This window comes from Nocardia nepalensis (assembly GCF_048910785.1).
Lineage (GTDB): Bacteria > Actinomycetota > Actinomycetes > Mycobacteriales > Mycobacteriaceae > Nocardia > Nocardia nepalensis.
In genome coordinates, this window is record NZ_JBKBET010000010.1 from 1 (window position 1) to 17,395 (window position 17,395).

Below are 17,395 nucleotides of genomic sequence, written 5' to 3' on the forward strand. Positions count from 1 at the left end.
CGCCGTCCAACGGCCGTGAACTCTCGAATTCCAAACTGGTCTGCGGGTTCAGCGAATCGGTCAGGCGCATGCCGCTGCCGACGAAGAACGGTAGGACCACGAGTTCGAGTTTGTCGAGAACGCCGAGGGCGCGGTAGGTCTCGATAGTGCCGGGGCCGCCGATGAGGTGCACGTCGCCGCCGCGATTGGCCGCGCGGATCTTCTCCAGCAGCCGCTGCGGATCGTCGTCGACGGTCACATCGTCTGGAGTGCCCTCGGGCCAGTGCGAGCCGAGCACGAAGACGTCCAGGTCCGGCCAGGGCCAGCGATCGGCGGTGAGGGCGGGTTCAAAGGTGGTGCGGCCCATCAGGGCGGCCTCGCAGGTCTTCAGGAATTCGGCGATACCGTGACTGCCCGGGCCGTGCACCGGATCGATGACCTGAGGTGGCCAGCCGTCCGGAGTCGTCACATAGCCGTCGGCGGTCATACACAGGCGAGCCAGGATTTGCACGAGTTCGTCCTTTCGTCGAGTCACAGAGGAGACGGCGCCTGCTGCCGAAACTCATCGGCGGACGCAGAAGAGCATGACCGGGATCGTGCACCAGATCCTGGACTGTATTCCGGGCCGCCCGATCGGCAACCACGCTGCCGAGCAGGTCGTCAGCGCAATCGGCTGCGTCGGATCCGGTTGTGCTGCATGGTGTTCGGTTTGTGACCGACGAGTTGTCGAAACGTCTTGTGCCGGACGAGTTGTGGACTCTGGCCGAGCCATTATTGCCCGAGTTCACGCCGCGCCCGCAGGGTGGTGGCACCGCGCCGACCGATGAGCGGGTGGTGTTCACGGCGGTGGTGTTCGTGGTGACCAGCGGCTGCGCTTGGCGGATGCTACCGCCGTCGTTCGGCGTGACCGTCCCGACGGCGCATCGCCGGTTCAGCGTGTGGACCGAGGCCGGTCTGTGGCGGCGTCTACATCGCGCCGTGCTGGACGAGTTGGGCAGCGCAGGCTTGATCGACTGGTCGCGGGCGGTGATCGACGCGGCGTCGGTGCGAGCGAAAAAGGGGGATCCATGACCGGTCCGAGCCCGGTCGACCGCGGTAAGTCCGGCTCGAAGATCCACGTGTTGTCCGACCGTGCGGGAATCCCTCTGTCCGTGGGGATTTCGGCCGCCAACACCAACGACGCCGAGGCATTGAAACCGCTCGTGAAAGCACTGCCCGCCATACGATCGCGGCGTGGCCCGCGTCGGCGCAAGCCCGGCAAGCTGCACGCCGATAAAGCCTACGACACCGCGGACCTGCGGCGATGGGTGCGTGACCGGGCCATCGCGGTACGGATCGCACGAAAGGGCATCGAATCGTCCGAGCGCCTCGGCTGTCACCGCTGGGTGATCGAACCGACGATTTCCTGGCTGACCGGATACCACCGGCTCAACATCCGCTACGACCGCAAAGCTACACACTTCCTCGCCTTCCTCACCCTCGCCGCCACGCTCACCTGCTACAAGAAACTCACGAGGGCGAAATCAGCGACATGAGACACGGTCTTAGTTGATTTGTCGGACTAATTCTGTATGTGATCGGACCCCTGTGGAACGAGTAGTCAGGTACGCGTGAGCTGCGGTCCTTTGAGAGGCACACTCGAACCGGCATAACGGACGATGCTCTTGGGAAGTGTGGGCGTGTTACGCGGGCTGACTTCGAAGGTTCGCGAAAGATCCATGAATCGATGCCGTCCACATAGTGTTGTCCGTCGATCCGAGGAAAGAGACACCACCATGTCAGACTACGAACGATTCAAACCGCCAGTCCGCGAGGTCGACAGAGTCAATGTCACAAACGGACGACGTCTGTTCGACCAGTCTGCAACAGCGTGGCTGGTCGGCCAAGGTGTGCGTTATCTCAACTCGGCCAGCGAACAAAGCGAACTGGCCTACGGGTACGTGACTGACCTCCTGCGGCGCTGCGACACAGACCTTTTAGAAACCATCAGAGAGCTAATACGGGCGGCATCGGCTGGTGATGCACCGTTGCGCTGGAGTCTGCTCCACATCCTCGGCGATGCGTCGGGCCCGCAAGCCGCAGAATTTCTAGTCGGTGTAACGCTAGAACCCCTACCCAAGAATGCCCGCGGAGAATGCAAAGGGCAACGTCACACCGAGATGCTCGTGCGCACGATGGCTGTCCAGGCGCTCGGCAGAATCGGTGGCCGCCACCCGGAAGTCACCAATAGCATCCTCGGCATCGTGGGCCAACAGCCTGATCGTGCCATTCTGATCGAGGCGGTCAAAGTGGCGATTGCACTGGGGATGAAGGAGAAGCTACGCGAAATGATTCCGGAGGACGCGCGCTGGGTGCTCGACATTCGGCAAGTGGCATACCAGAGCATATCCGTGGATCCAGAGCGTGAAGACAGTGAAGACTGTGGCCACGCGCCCCCCAAACGCGGTCCGCTGTATACAGCGCCACAAGTTTCCCGCTGTGTCCCAAAGGAGGGCTGAGTAATGGCAAGCTGCGAAGTGACAGTCCCGGATCTCGATGCCTCCGGCGACAACCTCTATGGGCCGCGTGTTTGCTCAAGAGAATTTATCGATTGGGCATGGGGCGCTTTCGATTTCGACAAGGGCGACTGGGATGGAGGCTTCGGATTCAGCAACGCTTGTGATATCACACTTCCGTTGTCGCGTACTATGTCCGCCATCTGGTGTCTGACGTACTCCTCACCAAACTTTCCTCGCGAATCATACGACGAGAACATTCTCGAATGGGGAGGACGCTACGCACGCAACGCCATCGATGAACTCGACGCGCGGTGCGGCACGTCGTCGTGTACCCCCGAATCATGTCCTGGCACCATCGCGAAAACCCGTGACGCAGGTCTTTTTGCAGACTCGTGGACCCGCCTGTACCTCCCGTACTTCTACAACCAAGGTGTGAGCGTGCGCGCCAGCACCTTGATCCACGAGGCACGCCACGCCGGCGGCAAGAGGCACAACCGCGGCGATAATGACTCGAGTTGGGAATATCATGGTGCCTGGCGCTGGGAGGTCGCGTGGCTGAGCTGGTTCGTTGGCGATGGCGTGGGCACCTCGATTGCGATGCGCGAACAGGCCAGACAGGAAGCCAACCACATACTCAACACGAACTTCGAAACGCATCCGGGCTTCAATATCTGAGGGTTGCGGCGTTCGTCCTGCCGCGCGCCGCCAAATCAGATCGCTCATGCTTGAGAATTCCAAGTCGGGCTGGATCGACGAGCTCGGAGGAACCGCAGACGAATCGCAACGATTGGGGCGACTGCCCGCTCCCGAGCGCCGCGATGGAGGCGTCGGGTTTGCCGGTTACACGGGACCCACTCGGCGATCTCGAACATGCCGCGTGCTGTCACCACGGGGTAGCCGGCCATACTGCAACCCCACCTTGCGCGTTCGGCGCCCCCTCGCGTGCAGACAAGTCCAAACAACCCTTGTGCCAGAGGATGACCACGTGGACAACCAAATGTTCACGTCACCAACGCGGCCGATTTCTGCCATTCGCATTTGAGACACCGTCAGCTGACTGTCTCATTTCCGCCGGGTTTGGAGCGTCGACCCAGTTCAACCTTTCATCCTCACGAGAATTTTGTGGGGCAGGTCGTGGGATGTCCGCTGTGAGTTAGGCGGGGCTGCGGAGTGGTGTGCTCAAGATTCGAGTAATGCAGTACTCGCGCCATGCGGCACTGTTTGGGGATGATTCTCCGATCACGTCGGAGTGCTGGCAGTTCGACCCGAACTTGGTCGTTGATCAGGTTCGGGGTTCGGCCAGCCAACGCAGGCGCTCAGGCGGCCGCATGCACCGGGCTGCCCAGAGCTGTCTCGATTTCGGTCAGTGCAACCGTCGCTGATCGAAGACCTGCTCATCTGGTCCAACCGCTGTTCGCCAGGAGCACGATGCCGTCGGCATGCAGGGTGTCCAATACGTCGGCCTCGGCTAGAGCACCGTCCACATCGGGCAGCGTCAATGTGGCGAAGACGAGTGTGCATGACTACGGCGCCGAATGACTGGACCCGCGATCGGTCGTCTGCGGAGCATCCTGAGTTCCCGTGGACCTAACCTTTCGTCTCGGCTGTCCGGCTCATCGAAGCGCCGGGTTCCCAGTCGGCCAGCGGCTTACGCAGCAATTTGCCGGTGGCGTTGCGCGGGAGTTGGTCGAGGAAGATGACCTCGCGGGGCACTTTGTATCGGGCCAGATTGGCTTTGACGTAGTCTTTGATCTCCTGTGGGTCGCGCTTGGAGGTCGGGCCGGGAACTACAAAGGCGCGCAACCGCTTTCCGTATGCGCGGTCGTCCCACGCCGAGCACGGCCGCCTCGAACACGTCCTCGCGGCCTGCGATCAGGTTTTCCACTTCGAGCGGGAAGACGTTCTCGCCGCCGGAGACGATCATGTCGTCGTCGCGGCCGTCGACATAGAGTAGGCCGTCGGTGTCGAAGTGTCCGACGTCGCCGCTGTTCATCATGCCGTCGACGATTTTCTTTAGTGCGGCCGTCTGTGTCGCTGGTGAAGGCGAAACCGTTGTCCACGAAGATCGTTCCGGTGACGTTTGGTTCGGTGATCGGCTTGCTATTCTCGTCGAGCAGCACGATCCGGATGCCGACCGGGGCCCGCCCGGCGGTGGTAGGTGCCTTGCGCATGTCCACCGGGGTGGCGACGGTCATGACCGCGCACGCGGTGGAGCCGTACAGGTTGTAGCGACTGTCGTCGAATTGATCGAGCGCGCGGGTGACCACGTCGGGTGCGATGGCCGAACCGGTGGCGAAGATCACCTTCAGGCTGCTCGTGTCGTAGCCGACCAGTACGGTTTCGTCCAGGTCGAGAATCCGTTGCAGCATCGTGGGCACGACGATCAACGAATCAGCCTGGTACGCAGCGATATTCGCCAGTGTCTGTTCCGGGTTGAAGCGTCGCTGTAAATACGACCCGGTTGCCAAGCGCGAGCCCCAGGGTGAACTGGGACAGCCCGGTGCCATGGAAGATGGGTGCGGCCATGATCGTGCTGCCGTTGCACGACAGCGGTACCCGGTCGATGAACTGAGCGGAGGCGAACGGGCTGACCCGGTCGCGCGGTGTGCCCTTCGGGGTGCCGGTGGTGCCGCCGGTCAGGATCACCATGCCGCCCGGCTTCTGCGGTGCGGACAACGGTGCTGTGTCGCGGCCGACTATCAGCGAATCGAGCGTTGGGATTGCCGGATTGACGTTGTCCGTCTCGTCTACCCATGTCAGCACCCGCGGGATCGCGGTCGGGATGGCGCGCGCGGCCATCACCCCGCTGCAGGGGAGCGCTCGCGGGGCTGGGCGCCCAGATCGGTGTGAGTGCGGGGGTGCTCACCGCGCCGCCGTCTCGACGGTAGGATGCAGACCCGCCCGCAATTCGGTGACGGTGTCGTCGATCCAGTCGCAAATGTAGTCGCGCACGATCGCCATGTTGTCGGCACTACAGTGCTCCACCCCGCCCTCCCGGTCGCTGAAGATCTTAAGATCGCGTTTGGGGCTGGCCGTGAGATCGTCGTAGAGCATGTGTGCGTATTTGACCGGTATCTGCCGATCGTGTTCGCCGTGGACCACAAGAAACGGCACAGAGATCTTCTCGGCGACGCCGCGTAGGGTGATCGTCGGAGCTAGCTTGAGAAACTCGTCCAACGTCGGTGTGCCCCACACCCATTGCACATGCTTCCAATAGTGAGGGACCGGTCGGCTGCCGAGATTCTGCAATCGGTCGAGTTGCACATGCCCCCAGTCATAGTTCGAGCCCCATGCAACGCCGAAACGGATACGTGGCTCGAAGGCTGTGGCTCGCGGACCGTAGTAGCCGCCGAGCGACCACAACCACCACGCCGACCGGCGCTGGTCTAATACCGAAGCCGGTCCCTTACCCGTGACGATTCACCGGGCACCTGGACCAGAGCTTGGCCGAGTGCCGGTCCTATCGCCAGACCTCCGATTCCGCTAAGTGTCAAGCGGCCGTGGATTCTGATGCTGCTGTCGTTGGTTGCCCGAATGACTTTGTGGGGTTTTAGGTTTGGCGGTTTTGCAGGCAGCGGTGAAGCTGGCCGAGCATCTTATTGAACAGGTGCCGGATCGCAGCGGCGTGGCGGTCGCCGTGGTCTCGACGGTGCCGGTAGTGGTCGCGGGCGGGGCCGGGATTGATGGCCGCGGAGGTGGCCCAGATCCAGCCGACGGCGGCGAGCCGGTCGCTTTTGATGCGTCGGTCGCTGACAGAGATGACTTTGCCGGATATCCTGGCGACGGGTGCGGATCCGTAGGCCTTCGACGCCCGATCGTCGGTGAATCGGATACTGTCGTCGCCGATTTCGGCTAGGATGCGGGCGCCGGTCACCTCGGCCAGACCGGGACGCTGGTGATCACGGGGTGCTCGGTGAATTCCTCGCTGGTGGCCTGTTCGAGGTCATCGGCGCCGGCGCAGGCGGCGTCGAGCGTCGCCAGCAGCGATGGTGGGCAATCGTTTGCCTTGGATCGCGTCGGACGCGGTCCATTTGGGTAGCGGAGGACGTGGCCCTTGGCCACGGTGCCGCGTTTCTCGGAGTGGTCACGCCGGAATCCAGTAGCACTTCGCCGACGACTGGATCCGAACTGGCCGCGGTTTCTCTTCCGCCTTACGAAAGGTGCTGGGGCCCTGCATCACTGGGCACCCTTCCTGCACATTGGGCTCTGAATTCGAAGGAGCACAACACTCTTGGCATCAGCACCTACCTCGGACCGCATGCCGGATGGAGCGTAGACCTCGAGGCTGCCGTGGCCGATATCGTCGGCGGCACTGCCATCACCGCGGCGATCGAGGCGCACGGCTTGCCGCTCGATCCGGCCGAGGCAGTTGCCCCGCAACCGGTTCCCGGCGGCAACCGACACGGCGTCGATCCCAGCGATCTCGAAACATGGTTCACCGCCATCGCTTTGCCCGGCCTGCTGTACGCCGCGATCGCGCTGTGGGCGGGCCTAGGGCGTGTTTCATAAGTGCTGGGGTGATCGACGCCGTCACGATTGCGGCTGAAAGTCGTTGCCGGAGTGGGTGTGTCGTTGCCGTGAGATGGGTGAGGTCTCCGGTAGATGGGTTCAGCGACCAAGCAGAACCTGAATACCGGAGACCTCGTGGCCAGCGTAGCGGTGGCGGGGCGAGCGGATTTGACCGATGCCCAGTGGGCGCGGTTGGAGCCGTTGCTGCCTCGTGGCAAGAAGGCGGGTCGTCCGCCGAAGTGGAGCAAACGCCAGATCATCGACGGGATTCGGTGGCGCACTCGGGTGGGTGCGCCGTGGCGGGATGTGCCGGATCGGTATGGCCCCTGGCAGACGGTGTATGGGTTGTTCCGGCGGTGGCAGCGTGCGGGGAACTGGGCGTTGCTTGTGAAGTTGTTGCAGATACTGGCCGATGCGAACGGCGGTATCTGCTGGCAGGTGAGTGTGGACTCCACCATCATGCGGGCCCATCAGCATGCCGCCGGGGCTGTCGGCGATGGCGGCGCTCAGGCCGAGCCGCCGGGTGGGGTCGAGGTCGAGCCGGTCGATCACGCGCTCGGCCGGTCTCGGGGTGGATGGTCGACGAAGCTGCACCTGGCCTGTGAACAGGGTTTGGCGCCGTTGGCGGTCCTGATCACCGGTGGTCAGGCCGGTGACAGTCCGCACTTCACCGCGGTGCTGGATGCGGTCTGGGTACCACGGCTCGGTGGTGGGCGCCCGCGTGTGCGCCCGGACCGAGTGTTGGCGGACAAGGCCTATTCCTCCCGCGCCAACCGCGCTTACCTGGCTCGACGCGGAATCCGGGCCACTATCCCGGTGCCGGGAGACCAGGTCGGTCACCGGCTCCGGCGCGGCACGCGAGGTGGTCGGCCGCATGCATTCGATGCCGAGATCTACCGTGACCGCAACGCGGTCGAGCGTGGCATCAACCAGCTCAAGCAAAACCGCGCGCTGGCAACCAGATACGACAAACTCGCCGTCCGCTTCCTGGCTACCGTCCACATCGCCGCCATCGATCTGTGGCTACGGTGACCCCACTTTCGAAACACGGCCTAGCCGCGCACCAGCACGCCCTCGATCCCGGATTCGTCAACGGCCAGGCATTACCGAGCTGGCTTCGGGGCTGTCGCGATCATCTATCGACGCACGATCAAACCAGACGGTGGCAGCGGATCATCGACATGCTGCTCGCGGCGGGCTACAGACGAGTAGCCGATCTCGCCGACTAGCCTGAGCCCCTCGTCGTATGCCGTCGACTGCGCCAGCTGGTTCCAAACGGCACTTCACTCGGCTCGCGAGGGTAGACTCTGCTGCTTGCGCTCGGGCAGGTCGACCGTTACACCGGTCACTACCATCGCCGGGGCTAGGATTTGTGCATATCAGGTTGCGGTGGAACGAGATTCGCAACACGAGGAGTGTCACTTCAGGTATGGCGGAAATGCCGGTGTCACCGATGATCGGGGTGTCGCGATGAGTGCCCTGCGAGGGGGAGCGGCCGACAAGGAGGGCAACGAGTACGAAGACCTCTGGACGGCGCTACGAATAGCGGACCTTCTCCACGACCGAGCGCATCGGATCAGGCTCGAACCGCCCGGCGACGCCGGCGTCGGGATCGAGTTCGAAATCGATGTCGATGGCAGGACCTGGGGCGAGCAAACGAAGAACTTCGCGAAGACATGGACGATCGCACGACTCAAGACTGGCGATGCCAGCGGACGGATCACGGTCCTGGAGGGTGCTAAACATCAAATCGAACTCGGCCGCGGATATCGGCTCATCTCGTCCAGCACTGCCAACCCACTCGTAGACCTCAGTAAACGCGCGCGAGCGACCACGACGATCGCTGAGTTCAAAGATGCGCTCACTCGGGTGCTCGAGCCAGACTTCAATACGGTCGTCCAGTATTGGGATGTCAGTGAAGAAGTTGCGTGGCGATATCTGAAGAATATTGTGGTGGAGCATTGGCCGGAAAGCAACTTGTACCGGGCCGTACGGCAGGCATTTGGATCCCTCTACGCGGAAGACCCAGATTTGGTCATGGATGCGGTGGGCCGTTTCTGTCGGAACCATCGGCACCAGAACATTGCGACACCTCAGGTAGCCGCATTCTTGAAAGGCGATTTCACGGAACGTCTTTTGGCCGGCAATCACGCCACTCGCCAAGTGTTGCATCGGTCGCTCGAACGTCAGATTCGGCGAGTGGAGCGGTTCGAGCCCGAGTTCGGGTTGGTTCCGCGTTCGGAAGCGCAGTCGATTATCGCGAAGCTCGAAGACCCGGACAGCCCGCAGGTTGTCATCGTCGATGGGCCCGCTGGATACGGGAAATCGGCGGTTGTTGCCGAAGTCGCCGCAACGTTGGAGAAGCGCGGTTGGTTCGTCGCAGTAGCACGAATGGAAGCGACCATCGCATTGCCGACATCCGATCATCTCGGTCAACACATGGGGTTGTCCGAGTCCCCGTCGGTGTTGCTGGCCGGTGTCGCCGACGGACTTCCAGGTCTGCTCGTCGTAGACCAGCTCGACGCCGTCAGCTCCTTTAGCGGACGTATGCCCGACGGATTCGATGCTGTCGACGAGGTGCGCGAAGAACTACAACGAGTACGGAACCTCAAGCTCATGCTCGTCATCCGCACGGTAGACCTCGAGAACGATCCACGTGTGCGATCGCTGTTACGCGCCGGGAAGCCGGCCATTCGGCACACCGTGGGCAAGCTGAGCGCTGATCAGGTTCGTGAGCATCTTCGCCAGCACGACGCCCATATTCCAGCCGAGTTGACCATCGAACTGCTCCGTACTCCCCTGCACTTCGCGGTGTATGCCCGATTGCCGGATCAAGCTCGTCGAAGCCCGTATCTGACCCTGCAAGATCTGTACGACCGATTCACCGCCGAAGCCCGTGAGCGCGCGACGGCCCGCACAGGCAGCATCGACTGGACGGGGATCACCTCCACCCTGGTGGCGTACTTGAGCGAAACGCAAACTCTCACGGCCCCTCGAGCTGTCCTGGACGAATTTCCGGGCGTAGAGATCGCTGCTCTCGAGTCCGAGGCGGTTCTTGTCACAGATGAATTCGGAATTTCATTCCTCCATGAAACATATTTCGACTACCTCTTCGCCCGTGCGTTCGTTACCGGTGGCGGCGACCTTCACGACTTCCTCATCACGAACGGCCAGTTCCTCTTCCGCCGTGCCCAAACCCGCCAAGTACTCGAATATCTCGCCGCGAAGGAACCCCAGCAGCTCCGCGCGGTCGTGGTACGCGCGCTCAGCTCGTCGAGAATTCGGTCTCATATCAAACAGGTTGTTGTCGGCGTACTGCGCCAGCTGACCCCGACGCCGAGCGACTGGGCTGCGTTGGAGTATCTGGCCTGGGATGGGAGTCCAGTCGGTGGTCGCCTGCTGAGACTGTTGTCATCTCCGCACTGGTTCGATGCCGTCGACGATCTCGGCCGCTGGGAGGGATGGCTCGCCGATTGTGGTCGGGCGGATACGGCGGCGCAGCAGTTGATCTCGGCCGCGCGAGACCGGGGCGAGCGTGTCGCTGAACTCTTTCGCCCCTACGTCGGTGCTAGCGAGGAGTGGCGCCTACGCCTTCGAGCCTTGATCGCGTGGTCGATGGGTCCAGCGCTGGTGCCGTTCGCAGTGGAGTTGATCCAAGCGGGCTACATCGATGATGTCCGCGGGCCGATCGCGATGAACAGCGACTTCTGGTCGATCGTTGCCGATCTGGTGGAGGACGATCCTGTCGGGGCCGCGCGACTCATCGGTGCTTACCTGGACCGAGCGATGGCTCGCGCTGATGGGGATGGGGCCGCCGATCCTTTCGAGACGGAATATCTCTCCAGAAAATCACAGGGTGCCAATGTCATTCAGCAGGTCGCCGACGCGGCACCGGAGGCATTCGTGCGCGACGTTCTGCCGTTCCTGGTCCGACTGTCGAATACCCGTGCCGACAGCGATACATCGTCGCTGACCAGATGGGGACGGCCGATCCTGGACTCCCACGCTGTGGACGACACGATTCTGGCCGCGATGGAGGACGCGCTTCAGAAGTTGATGGAAACCAATCCACAGGCCGCCTTCGAAGCCATCGAGCCGTTCCGGGAAGCGACGAGCCAAGCCCTGCGGTTCCTGGTGTGCAGAACGTTGGCGGCCTCCAGTGACTCCGATGACGCGATCGAATGGCTCAACAGCGACCAACGCAATCTGAACCTCGGATGGTCCGACAGTTTCCGCTACGCCTCCCACGAACTCATCACTGCGCACTCCCCGCGGTGCTCGGAACATCTCCTCCGGCAACTCGAAGCAGAGATCCTGCTAGGAGACAAAGGACGTTTGCCTCATTACGGGCAGGTCAGCCTTCTATTCGGTATAGATCGTCAACGAATGAGCACTTCCGTGGGGCGTCGGATCGCGGAGCTGGAACGGCTGTCGGTCGGACCGCCATCGCAGCCCAGGACGATCGTCGCGTCATTCGTCGGCCCGCCGATCTCCCATGACGCGTCCAAGCGGATGAGCGACGAGAACTGGCTGTCAGCCCTACGAAAGCACACCTCCGAACGCACCATCCACCGCCCTGGTGGCCCTGTGGGAGGCGCGTCCCAGCTAGCGGGAGTGCTGGAGGCTAGGGCAAAAGAGCAACCCGAGAGATTCGCGCGTTTGGCATTGCGTTTCGACACCACGATTCCGATGATCGCGACCACCAATGTGATTCGGGCTGTTGGCCGAGATCTCGACCGCGCTCTGTTCGCCGACCTGTGCGAGCACGCGCTCGCAACCTACGGTCACGCGATCGCCCATGCTGTATGCACAGCCCTCTCGGATTCTGAAGGCATCGATGAACGCCTGGTCGCCCTCATCGAAGAATTCTCGACCTCAGCGGATCCGGAAACCGGACACACCTCGAACGGTTCCGACGATCTCTTCATCATTGGCCTGAGCTCGGTGCGTGGCGCTGCCGCGCTCGCGGCGGCGACCGCATTGTTCGAGGGCGGGCAGCACCTGAACCGACTCCTGCCGGTGGTCAGACGGCTCGCGGTCGACACATCCACAGCAGTTCGAACATGCGCCGCGCGCGCTGTGGCAGCACTTCTCAAACACGACCAGCAGGCAGCCTTGAGCATCGCGGAAAGACTGTTCGAAGCGCCGCCAGCAGTGTTCGACACCGCGGAAACCGAGCGACTCTTGACCCATTGCCTCCTGGATTCCTCGACGCGGTTCCTCGGATACCTACAGCACGCCCTCGAAGGACCCCCGGGTATCGCCACCCGCGCAGGTCGCGTTTGGGCGGTCGCGCAGCACTACGGTGCAATTGCCTCACCGGTCAGCGACGACGTGCGAATCCTGACTAACGCCGCTCGGCACGGGGCCGCGGAAGTGATGGCCCAGAACGCTACTGACAGCAGCGAAACACTCGCGTTGCTGTTCGCAGATCCCGACTCCCACGTCAGAGAAGCCGCATCGGCGGGGCTGCGTGGGCTCGCCGACATGCAGCCCGCCGCACAGGATGCATTGATAAATTCATTCCTCGACAGCCCGGCATTCGCCGAAGGATACGAAACCCTCTCGGACAGTTTGGAAGACCTCGGGACACGGTTGCCGCCATCGGCGCTGCGCGTCTGTGAGAAAGTAATAGATGCGGTGGGTGCTGGCGCGAATAGGATGCAAGGTCGCGGCGCTCATGTCGGGCGCGAGGTGACCATCGTTGTGCTTCGCTCATATCGTCAAGGTGACGAGTCTGTGCGAGTACAGTGCCTCGACATAATCGATCGGCTGGTGTATCTCGACGCATTCGGCCTCGATGCCGCATTGGCGGAGGAGAGGTAGCATCGCCGCTCGATAGGTGAATTCAGAAGTGCCGGCGACCTCAGTGATTGGACGGGCCACCTGGCCGTCGCCCGCGACCACCGCGACCACAACCGTATGGTCGAAGTCGTCCGCCGCAGCGGCAAACTCGGCGCACAACTCCAACGACTCCAAGCCGCAGGATTCACGGTGTTCGTCCCGTCAGGACCGAAAACGGAGCATTCGTTGCAGGGGAGGAACGCACGATCTGACACTTGCAAGAGCGGCGCGGCGCGGGCCTACCGTGAGTGTTGCAGGACCTGAACAGTTTGTCGGGCTGTCCTCTGTCCGCGCATCGTCCCTGAGCGTGGTGCCCTGACATCGTCGAATCACATTGTCGCGCAAGACATGGACGCAAGATGCCGCCGCTCGCTCGCACATCGGGCTGAGTCGGCGAACTTCCCCAGCAAGCACCTCCGACTGCGACCGTGGCGACGGCACCCACTGGCCACAGAACCCCGAGCGGCCCTGCGGGGTAATGTGTTATAGCTCGGCGCGGGCTTGCGACCACTGGCGCTCGAACTCGTGTTGGGATACTTCTTCTGCGTCGAATTCGGGTTGCACCGCTATCTCTTCGATTGGCGCGATCGGTATTTCCGCGACTCCGGCGGTTGCGGTTTCGTGGGTTTCGTCGGCCCATTCCAGATGCCCGTCGCGGTAAACCTGTACTCTGCGTGTTTCCCAGTTGTCGTCGCCGACTTCGTGGAAGTATTCGACGGGCTCGTCCTCGAAATCATGGTGCCAGGTGACTTTCACGTATCGCATGTTCAGTTCCTTCCCGACCGAATGATTCGTCCTGCAAGGTCTAGGGGGCCAGTGTTCGGTATCACGAATACTCCAGGTCGCCCCTGTACCACTGCGAGGCCGGTGACGTCGATCTCGATGAAGTGGGTGAACTTCCGGCCTGCCCAGGGTACGCGTAGGAAAGCGGCTGATAGCTGGCCGAGTGTTCGGGTTCCGGGCTCGATATCGGTCAAGTACTGGCCGTCGCCGTAGCGAGCGTCTTTGGGGTTCTGTTCGCGTAGGGAAGGGTGCAGTTCTTGGCTTTCCAGGATGCCGTCATGCCCTTCTTGGTTTGTGTAGTGGTAGAGGCTTTCAGGTGTTGGTTGGTTGGGTGTCTGGTTCTGTGGATTGGCGCCGGGGCCGGTTGAGCATTCGTTGGGTATGAGGCCGAGGGGGTCTGACCAGGTTGTGGGGTTGTGGGGGTAGGTGTTCGGGTTGGGTGCCGCGGCGAGGCCGAGTGGGTCTGGTGTCAGGTATCGGCCGGTGGTGGGGTCGTAGCTGCGGTGCAGGTTGTAGTGCAGTCCGGTTTCGGGGTCACGGATCTGGCCGGGGTAGCGCAGCGGTGTGCTGGTTTGCCCTACCCATGTTGTGTTGCCCCAGAGGTCGGTTGTCGCTGTGGCCACTGTGGTGGCTGTGCTGGGTTCGACGAGTTCGGTTGGGGTGCCGACGAGATCGGTGATGATCGCGTAGAACTCGCGGTCCACCGTGTCCTGGTCGGTGGTCTGGGTGATCGGTGAGTATGAACCGGGGGTGGTACTGCCAGCGCGTGGTGGACTCGTCGGTTGATTGCTCGATGAGTCGGGTGCCGTCCCAGGTGTAGTCGATGCGTTCGAGGACGGCTCTGTTGGTGTCGAGGCGTTGTTTGCTGGTTCGCCGCCCGAGGCCGTCATAGGTGTAATGCCACCACTGGTGGTCGGGTGTCCAGACATCGGTGAGTTGGTCGAAGCCGTTGTAGCGGTAGTGCCAGATGTCGGGCTTGCGGGACAGGCGCGTTGTTGTTTTGCGGATGAGGCGCCCGGATTCGTCGTACTGGTAACGCGTGCGGCCGTCGCGGATCAGCTGATTGTTTCGATATTCTCGGCCATCCGTGTTGCGGTCGGCGGCTGGTGGCGCGGCTTGTCCTGGGGCGTCCGGTACTGCGGAGATCGGGGCGTGAATATCCTGCCCTGCACGGGATTCCGGTATCTGCAGTGCTTTGGTGATGTTGCTCAGCGGGTCATAGGTGTATTCCTCCGCGAGAATTCCGTTGTGTGTGATGGCGGTGACGCGACCGGTCCGTGAAGTGCCTTGCGCACCTGGGTGATTGCGAGTGGAACCCGTCCGGGGTTTGGTTGCGGTGCTCGGCTTGCGGCACGCGCAGTGTCCACTGGTAGTACTTGGAGGTCGTCGTCGAGCACGTCGTCGTCGACACATCCGACGAGCAGGCATCCCGCGCTGGAGGCCGCGTCGGCGATCTGCGCAAAGGTGCGGTCGCCGATATCGTCGCCGACAAGGCTATCGGGGTCGAGCACCCGAATGTTCCATACGATGGACTGGTATGTCTCACGCGCGTCTACGTCGTCTCGGATGACCTCCATTAGGAGATAGTGTGCGCCACCGAGCGCTTGCCGGTTGGCTGGAAGGGGGCGAAAACTCCAGAGCCCCTTGGGAGTAGGCGTCCAGGATGTCGGCACCGATGTACTCGCGGAGCGAGGCGGATGGTGAGCAAGTCGATGCAGCCCACGCTCACCGTGGTGTCGTCGTATTTGTCCACATGCATCCACAGCTGGGCACACCAAGTCCATACAGGCGTCGGACTCGTTGGTGTTCATGCTGCGACAGCGCACGAACGGCTCACCCAGACTGCGCGTTTCGTCTCCTCTGCTATGGGCTTATTCAGCTATCTCTCGCAACGTCGACATCGCCACAGCCGACAAGTATTTGCCCATTGCCGCGCGGGCGATCGGGCAAGATTGCTCAGGGCCCTGCACAGCCAATTGGTCACAGCGCGGGGCGAGAGGATTCGCGCATCTGATCTGCTGTCGTCGGGGGTAGGTGGAACAAGGCGTGGCCCGCCGGTGGGACGTGCCGCACCGGTGCCGGGAGGTAGTCGCTGAAGGCTAGGGCCGCCCCGGGTTCGGTCACTGTCATTCCGCAACGTCGATAGAACTCGTCGAGGCCGTCTGTGGCGGTGTTGAACTGTCCGTAGATGATGGGTACGTGGGCGCGGCGTGCGGTCGGCGACGGCCTCGCGGAGTAGGGCGCGGCCTATCCCGTAGCCGCGGTGTTGGGGTACCACTGCGATGGCGCGGATCATGATGGTGTTCAACACAGCGTGGACTACGGCGTGTTGACCGTGCTCAGCTAATTGAAGTGCCAGCGGGATCGGCGGTCCGGCGATCAGGCCGCCGATGAGGCGCCCGTCTGCGACCGCGACCAGCGCCATTGTTCGTGCTGCTGCCATGGCAGCGACACCACCCCGCACGATCGCGCTGTCCTCGGACGGCAAAGGGCCACCGTTCAACGCGGCCGAGAGCAGTCCGGCGTCGTGGAGGTCTGCGAGGTGTGCTGCGGCGGCGCGAGCGCCGGTGTTGCCCGCCAGCTCATGCCACCGCCGGAACTTCAGCATTTCGGCACGGCCTCGGGCGCGGCGGATCATCACCGACTGCCGCTCGGTCTGGTAGGGGTCTGTGGTTGGTAGGGATGCTGAGGGCACGGGGGTCTCCTTGTCGCGGTGGTAGGTCTGGTGTGTTTTGCCGTGATCGGTTGCCGCACATCGCCGAGCAGATGAGTGGGCCGTGTGGACGGTTGAGGTACGGCAGGGGTTTTCACTGCGGTCGCCAGGTGCTGACGCCCTCGGTATCGGTGACGGATCCGAGTTGCACGTCGGCGAAGTGGAGTCCGAACCCGAGGGTGTAGGGCGCGGTGAGTTCGTCGAGGAGCCATTTGGCGGTGTTCACCGATTGGGCGGGGTCGTCATCGGGTGCTGCGGTCAGGTGTGGGTGGCTGACCTGGATCGGGGTTTGCATGGCGTCGCCGAATGCGATGAGGCGGTGTCCGCGTGAGCTGATCACGAACCCGGTGTGGCCGAGGCTGTGTCCGGGTGTGGCGATGGCGCGCACGCCGGGGAAGATGTCCTCGCCATCGGCGATCGGGTTGACGTGGTCGGCGAAGACGTCGAGCATCTGTGGGCTGATCCCGTCGACGAGAGCGAGGTCGCGGGTGTCCCATTCGGTGTCCCCGACCAGGACCGGTGTATCAGCGAACGGGCTGGTGGGGGTGGTCTGCCACAGCCAGCCGATGTGGTCGAGGTGCAGGTGGGTGAGTGCGATCAGGTCGATGTCGGCGGGTGTTTTGCCCACGGCGGCAAGGCTTTCCAAGAGTTGTCCACCAACCATCAGCCCGAACGGGGTTGGGATCTGCGATGGTCCGAATCCGGTATCGATGAGCAAGCTCTGGTCACCGTGCTCGACGAGCAAGCCCCCGATGCTGGCGGTGAGCTCACCGTCGGTGTTCAGCAGGGTGGCGTGGTCGAGCCACATCTGTTCGGTGGATTCGGGTAGCCAGGCGCGGGGGTCGAGGGTCGCGAAACCGTCGGGTAGATAGGTGATGCGGTGGTCGCCGAGCTGAAAGGTGCGCAAGGCCGCGGGACGGGTCAGGCGGTCGTGGCTGGTCATGAACTGATCTCCTTCACGGTGTGTACGGGCACGTCGGCGGCGGTGTCGACCGTGGTCGGGCGTGTGGGGTTCGGGGTGGCGGTGCTCGCGGCTGCAGCCGGGCGGGCGGGTCACGGCCAGAGCGTG

The 17,395-nt window shown here is 62.8% G+C and carries 16 protein-coding genes and 2 pseudogenes; 9 read left to right on the top strand and 9 right to left on the bottom strand.

Annotation, left to right across the window (positions count from 1 at the left end; all coding sequences use genetic code 11):
* Positions 1-490 (bottom strand): dihydrofolate reductase family protein (locus ACHQ4I_RS08910; RefSeq protein WP_420771218.1); only part of this gene is annotated, 490 nt, incomplete at its 3' end.
* A gap of 200 nt (positions 491-690) precedes the next feature.
* Here ACHQ4I_RS08910 and ACHQ4I_RS08915 point away from each other — a divergent pair.
* From ACHQ4I_RS08915 to ACHQ4I_RS08925, 3 genes are all read left to right on the top strand, one after another.
* A protein-coding gene (locus ACHQ4I_RS08915) for an IS5 family transposase (protein WP_420770937.1) occupies positions 691-1,514 on the top strand; the annotation gives its coding sequence in 2 pieces (ribosomal slippage) (positions 691-1,038 and positions 1,041-1,514; 822 coding nt in all).
* A 240-nt stretch (positions 1,515-1,754) separates the two neighbouring features.
* Positions 1,755-2,477, top strand: coding sequence for a hypothetical protein (locus ACHQ4I_RS08920; RefSeq protein ID WP_420771219.1), 723 nt, complete (start codon positions 1,755-1,757; stop codon positions 2,475-2,477).
* A gap of 3 nt (positions 2,478-2,480) precedes the next feature.
* Entirely contained in the window at positions 2,481-3,152 is a 672-nt protein-coding gene (locus ACHQ4I_RS08925; protein ID WP_420771220.1) for a hypothetical protein, read from the top strand.
* 734 nt (positions 3,153-3,886) lie between these two features.
* Here ACHQ4I_RS08925 and ACHQ4I_RS43250 read toward each other — a convergent pair.
* The 4 genes and pseudogenes from ACHQ4I_RS43250 to ACHQ4I_RS08940 all read right to left on the bottom strand — a co-directional run.
* Positions 3,887-3,985: pseudogene (locus ACHQ4I_RS43250) on the bottom strand (amidohydrolase family protein); the annotation flags it as partial.
* A gap of 79 nt (positions 3,986-4,064) precedes the next feature.
* Positions 4,065-5,264: pseudogene (locus ACHQ4I_RS08930) on the bottom strand (AMP-binding protein); the annotation flags it as partial.
* Positions 5,265-5,339: 75 nt separating this feature from the next.
* Positions 5,340-5,897, bottom strand: coding sequence for an alpha/beta hydrolase family protein (locus ACHQ4I_RS08935; protein WP_420771241.1), 558 nt, complete (start codon positions 5,895-5,897; stop codon positions 5,340-5,342).
* Positions 5,898-6,027: 130 nt separating this feature from the next.
* Positions 6,028-6,351 (bottom strand): hypothetical protein, encoded by a 324-nt coding sequence (locus ACHQ4I_RS08940; protein WP_420771221.1) that lies wholly within the window; start codon positions 6,349-6,351, stop codon positions 6,028-6,030.
* A 416-nt stretch (positions 6,352-6,767) separates the two neighbouring features.
* Here ACHQ4I_RS08940 and ACHQ4I_RS08945 point away from each other — a divergent pair, with 416 nt between their 5' ends.
* The 4 genes from ACHQ4I_RS08945 (at position 6,768) to ACHQ4I_RS08960 (ending at position 12,812) form a co-directional block, all read left to right on the top strand.
* Entirely contained in the window at positions 6,768-6,986 is a 219-nt protein-coding gene (locus tag ACHQ4I_RS08945; RefSeq protein ID WP_420771222.1) for a hypothetical protein, read from the top strand.
* Positions 6,987-7,079: 93 nt separating this feature from the next.
* Complete coding sequence (locus ACHQ4I_RS08950; protein ID WP_420771223.1) at positions 7,080-8,018, top strand: IS5 family transposase; 939 nt, start codon at positions 7,080-7,082, stop codon at positions 8,016-8,018.
* Complete coding sequence (locus tag ACHQ4I_RS08955; RefSeq protein ID WP_420771224.1) at positions 8,015-8,215, top strand: hypothetical protein; 201 nt, start codon at positions 8,015-8,017, stop codon at positions 8,213-8,215. The genes ACHQ4I_RS08950 and ACHQ4I_RS08955 overlap by 4 nt, the downstream gene beginning before the upstream one ends.
* Before the next feature lie 241 nt (positions 8,216-8,456).
* On the top strand, positions 8,457-12,812 hold the full coding sequence (locus ACHQ4I_RS08960; protein ID WP_420771225.1) for an NACHT domain-containing protein: 4,356 nt from the start codon (positions 8,457-8,459) through the stop codon (positions 12,810-12,812).
* 501 nt (positions 12,813-13,313) lie between these two features.
* Here ACHQ4I_RS08960 and ACHQ4I_RS08965 read toward each other — a convergent pair.
* Both ACHQ4I_RS08965 and ACHQ4I_RS08970 read right to left on the bottom strand, forming a co-directional pair.
* Entirely contained in the window at positions 13,314-13,595 is a 282-nt protein-coding gene (locus tag ACHQ4I_RS08965; protein ID WP_420771226.1) for a DUF6881 domain-containing protein, read from the bottom strand.
* 2 nt (positions 13,596-13,597) lie between these two features.
* A complete protein-coding gene (locus ACHQ4I_RS08970) occupies positions 13,598-14,317 on the bottom strand; it encodes an HYD1 signature containing ADP-ribosyltransferase family protein (protein ID WP_420771227.1) in 720 nt (239 codons plus the stop codon).
* 82 nt (positions 14,318-14,399) lie between these two features.
* Between ACHQ4I_RS08970 and ACHQ4I_RS08975 the strand changes: the two genes are divergently transcribed.
* Positions 14,400-14,894, top strand: a complete 495-nt coding sequence (locus tag ACHQ4I_RS08975) for a hypothetical protein (protein ID WP_420771228.1) — start codon at positions 14,400-14,402, stop codon at positions 14,892-14,894.
* Between the two features lie 95 nt (positions 14,895-14,989).
* Complete coding sequence (locus ACHQ4I_RS08980; RefSeq protein WP_420771229.1) at positions 14,990-15,193, top strand: hypothetical protein; 204 nt, start codon at positions 14,990-14,992, stop codon at positions 15,191-15,193.
* A 299-nt stretch (positions 15,194-15,492) separates the two neighbouring features.
* Here the strand turns inward: ACHQ4I_RS08980 and ACHQ4I_RS08985 are convergent, their stop codons facing one another.
* On the bottom strand, positions 15,493-16,251 hold the full coding sequence (locus ACHQ4I_RS08985; RefSeq protein ID WP_420771242.1) for a GNAT family N-acetyltransferase: 759 nt from the start codon (positions 16,249-16,251) through the stop codon (positions 15,493-15,495).
* 169 nt (positions 16,252-16,420) lie between these two features.
* Positions 16,421-17,269: an MBL fold metallo-hydrolase gene (locus ACHQ4I_RS08990; RefSeq protein ID WP_420771230.1), complete on the bottom strand. Its 849-nt coding sequence runs from the start codon at positions 17,267-17,269 to the stop codon at positions 16,421-16,423.
* Positions 17,270-17,395 lie beyond the last annotated feature (126 nt).

Excerpts from the sequence above, each read along its gene's own strand:
- ACHQ4I_RS08920 (WP_420771219.1), top strand. The coding sequence starts at position 1,755 with ATGTCAGACTACGAACGATTCAAACCGCCAGTCCGCGAGGTCGACAGA.
- ACHQ4I_RS08925 (WP_420771220.1), top strand. The coding sequence starts at position 2,481 with ATGGCAAGCTGCGAAGTGACAGTCCCGGATCTCGATGCCTCCGGCGAC.
- ACHQ4I_RS08950 (WP_420771223.1), top strand. The coding sequence starts at position 7,080 with ATGGGTTCAGCGACCAAGCAGAACCTGAATACCGGAGACCTCGTGGCC.
- ACHQ4I_RS08960 (WP_420771225.1), top strand. The coding sequence starts at position 8,457 with ATGAGTGCCCTGCGAGGGGGAGCGGCCGACAAGGAGGGCAACGAGTAC.
- ACHQ4I_RS08965 (WP_420771226.1), bottom strand. The coding sequence starts at position 13,595 with ATGCGATACGTGAAAGTCACCTGGCACCATGATTTCGAGGACGAGCCC.
- ACHQ4I_RS08985 (WP_420771242.1), bottom strand. The coding sequence starts at position 16,251 with ATGATCCGCCGCGCCCGAGGCCGTGCCGAAATGCTGAAGTTCCGGCGG.
- ACHQ4I_RS08990 (WP_420771230.1), bottom strand. The coding sequence starts at position 17,269 with ATGACCAGCCACGACCGCCTGACCCGTCCCGCGGCCTTGCGCACCTTT.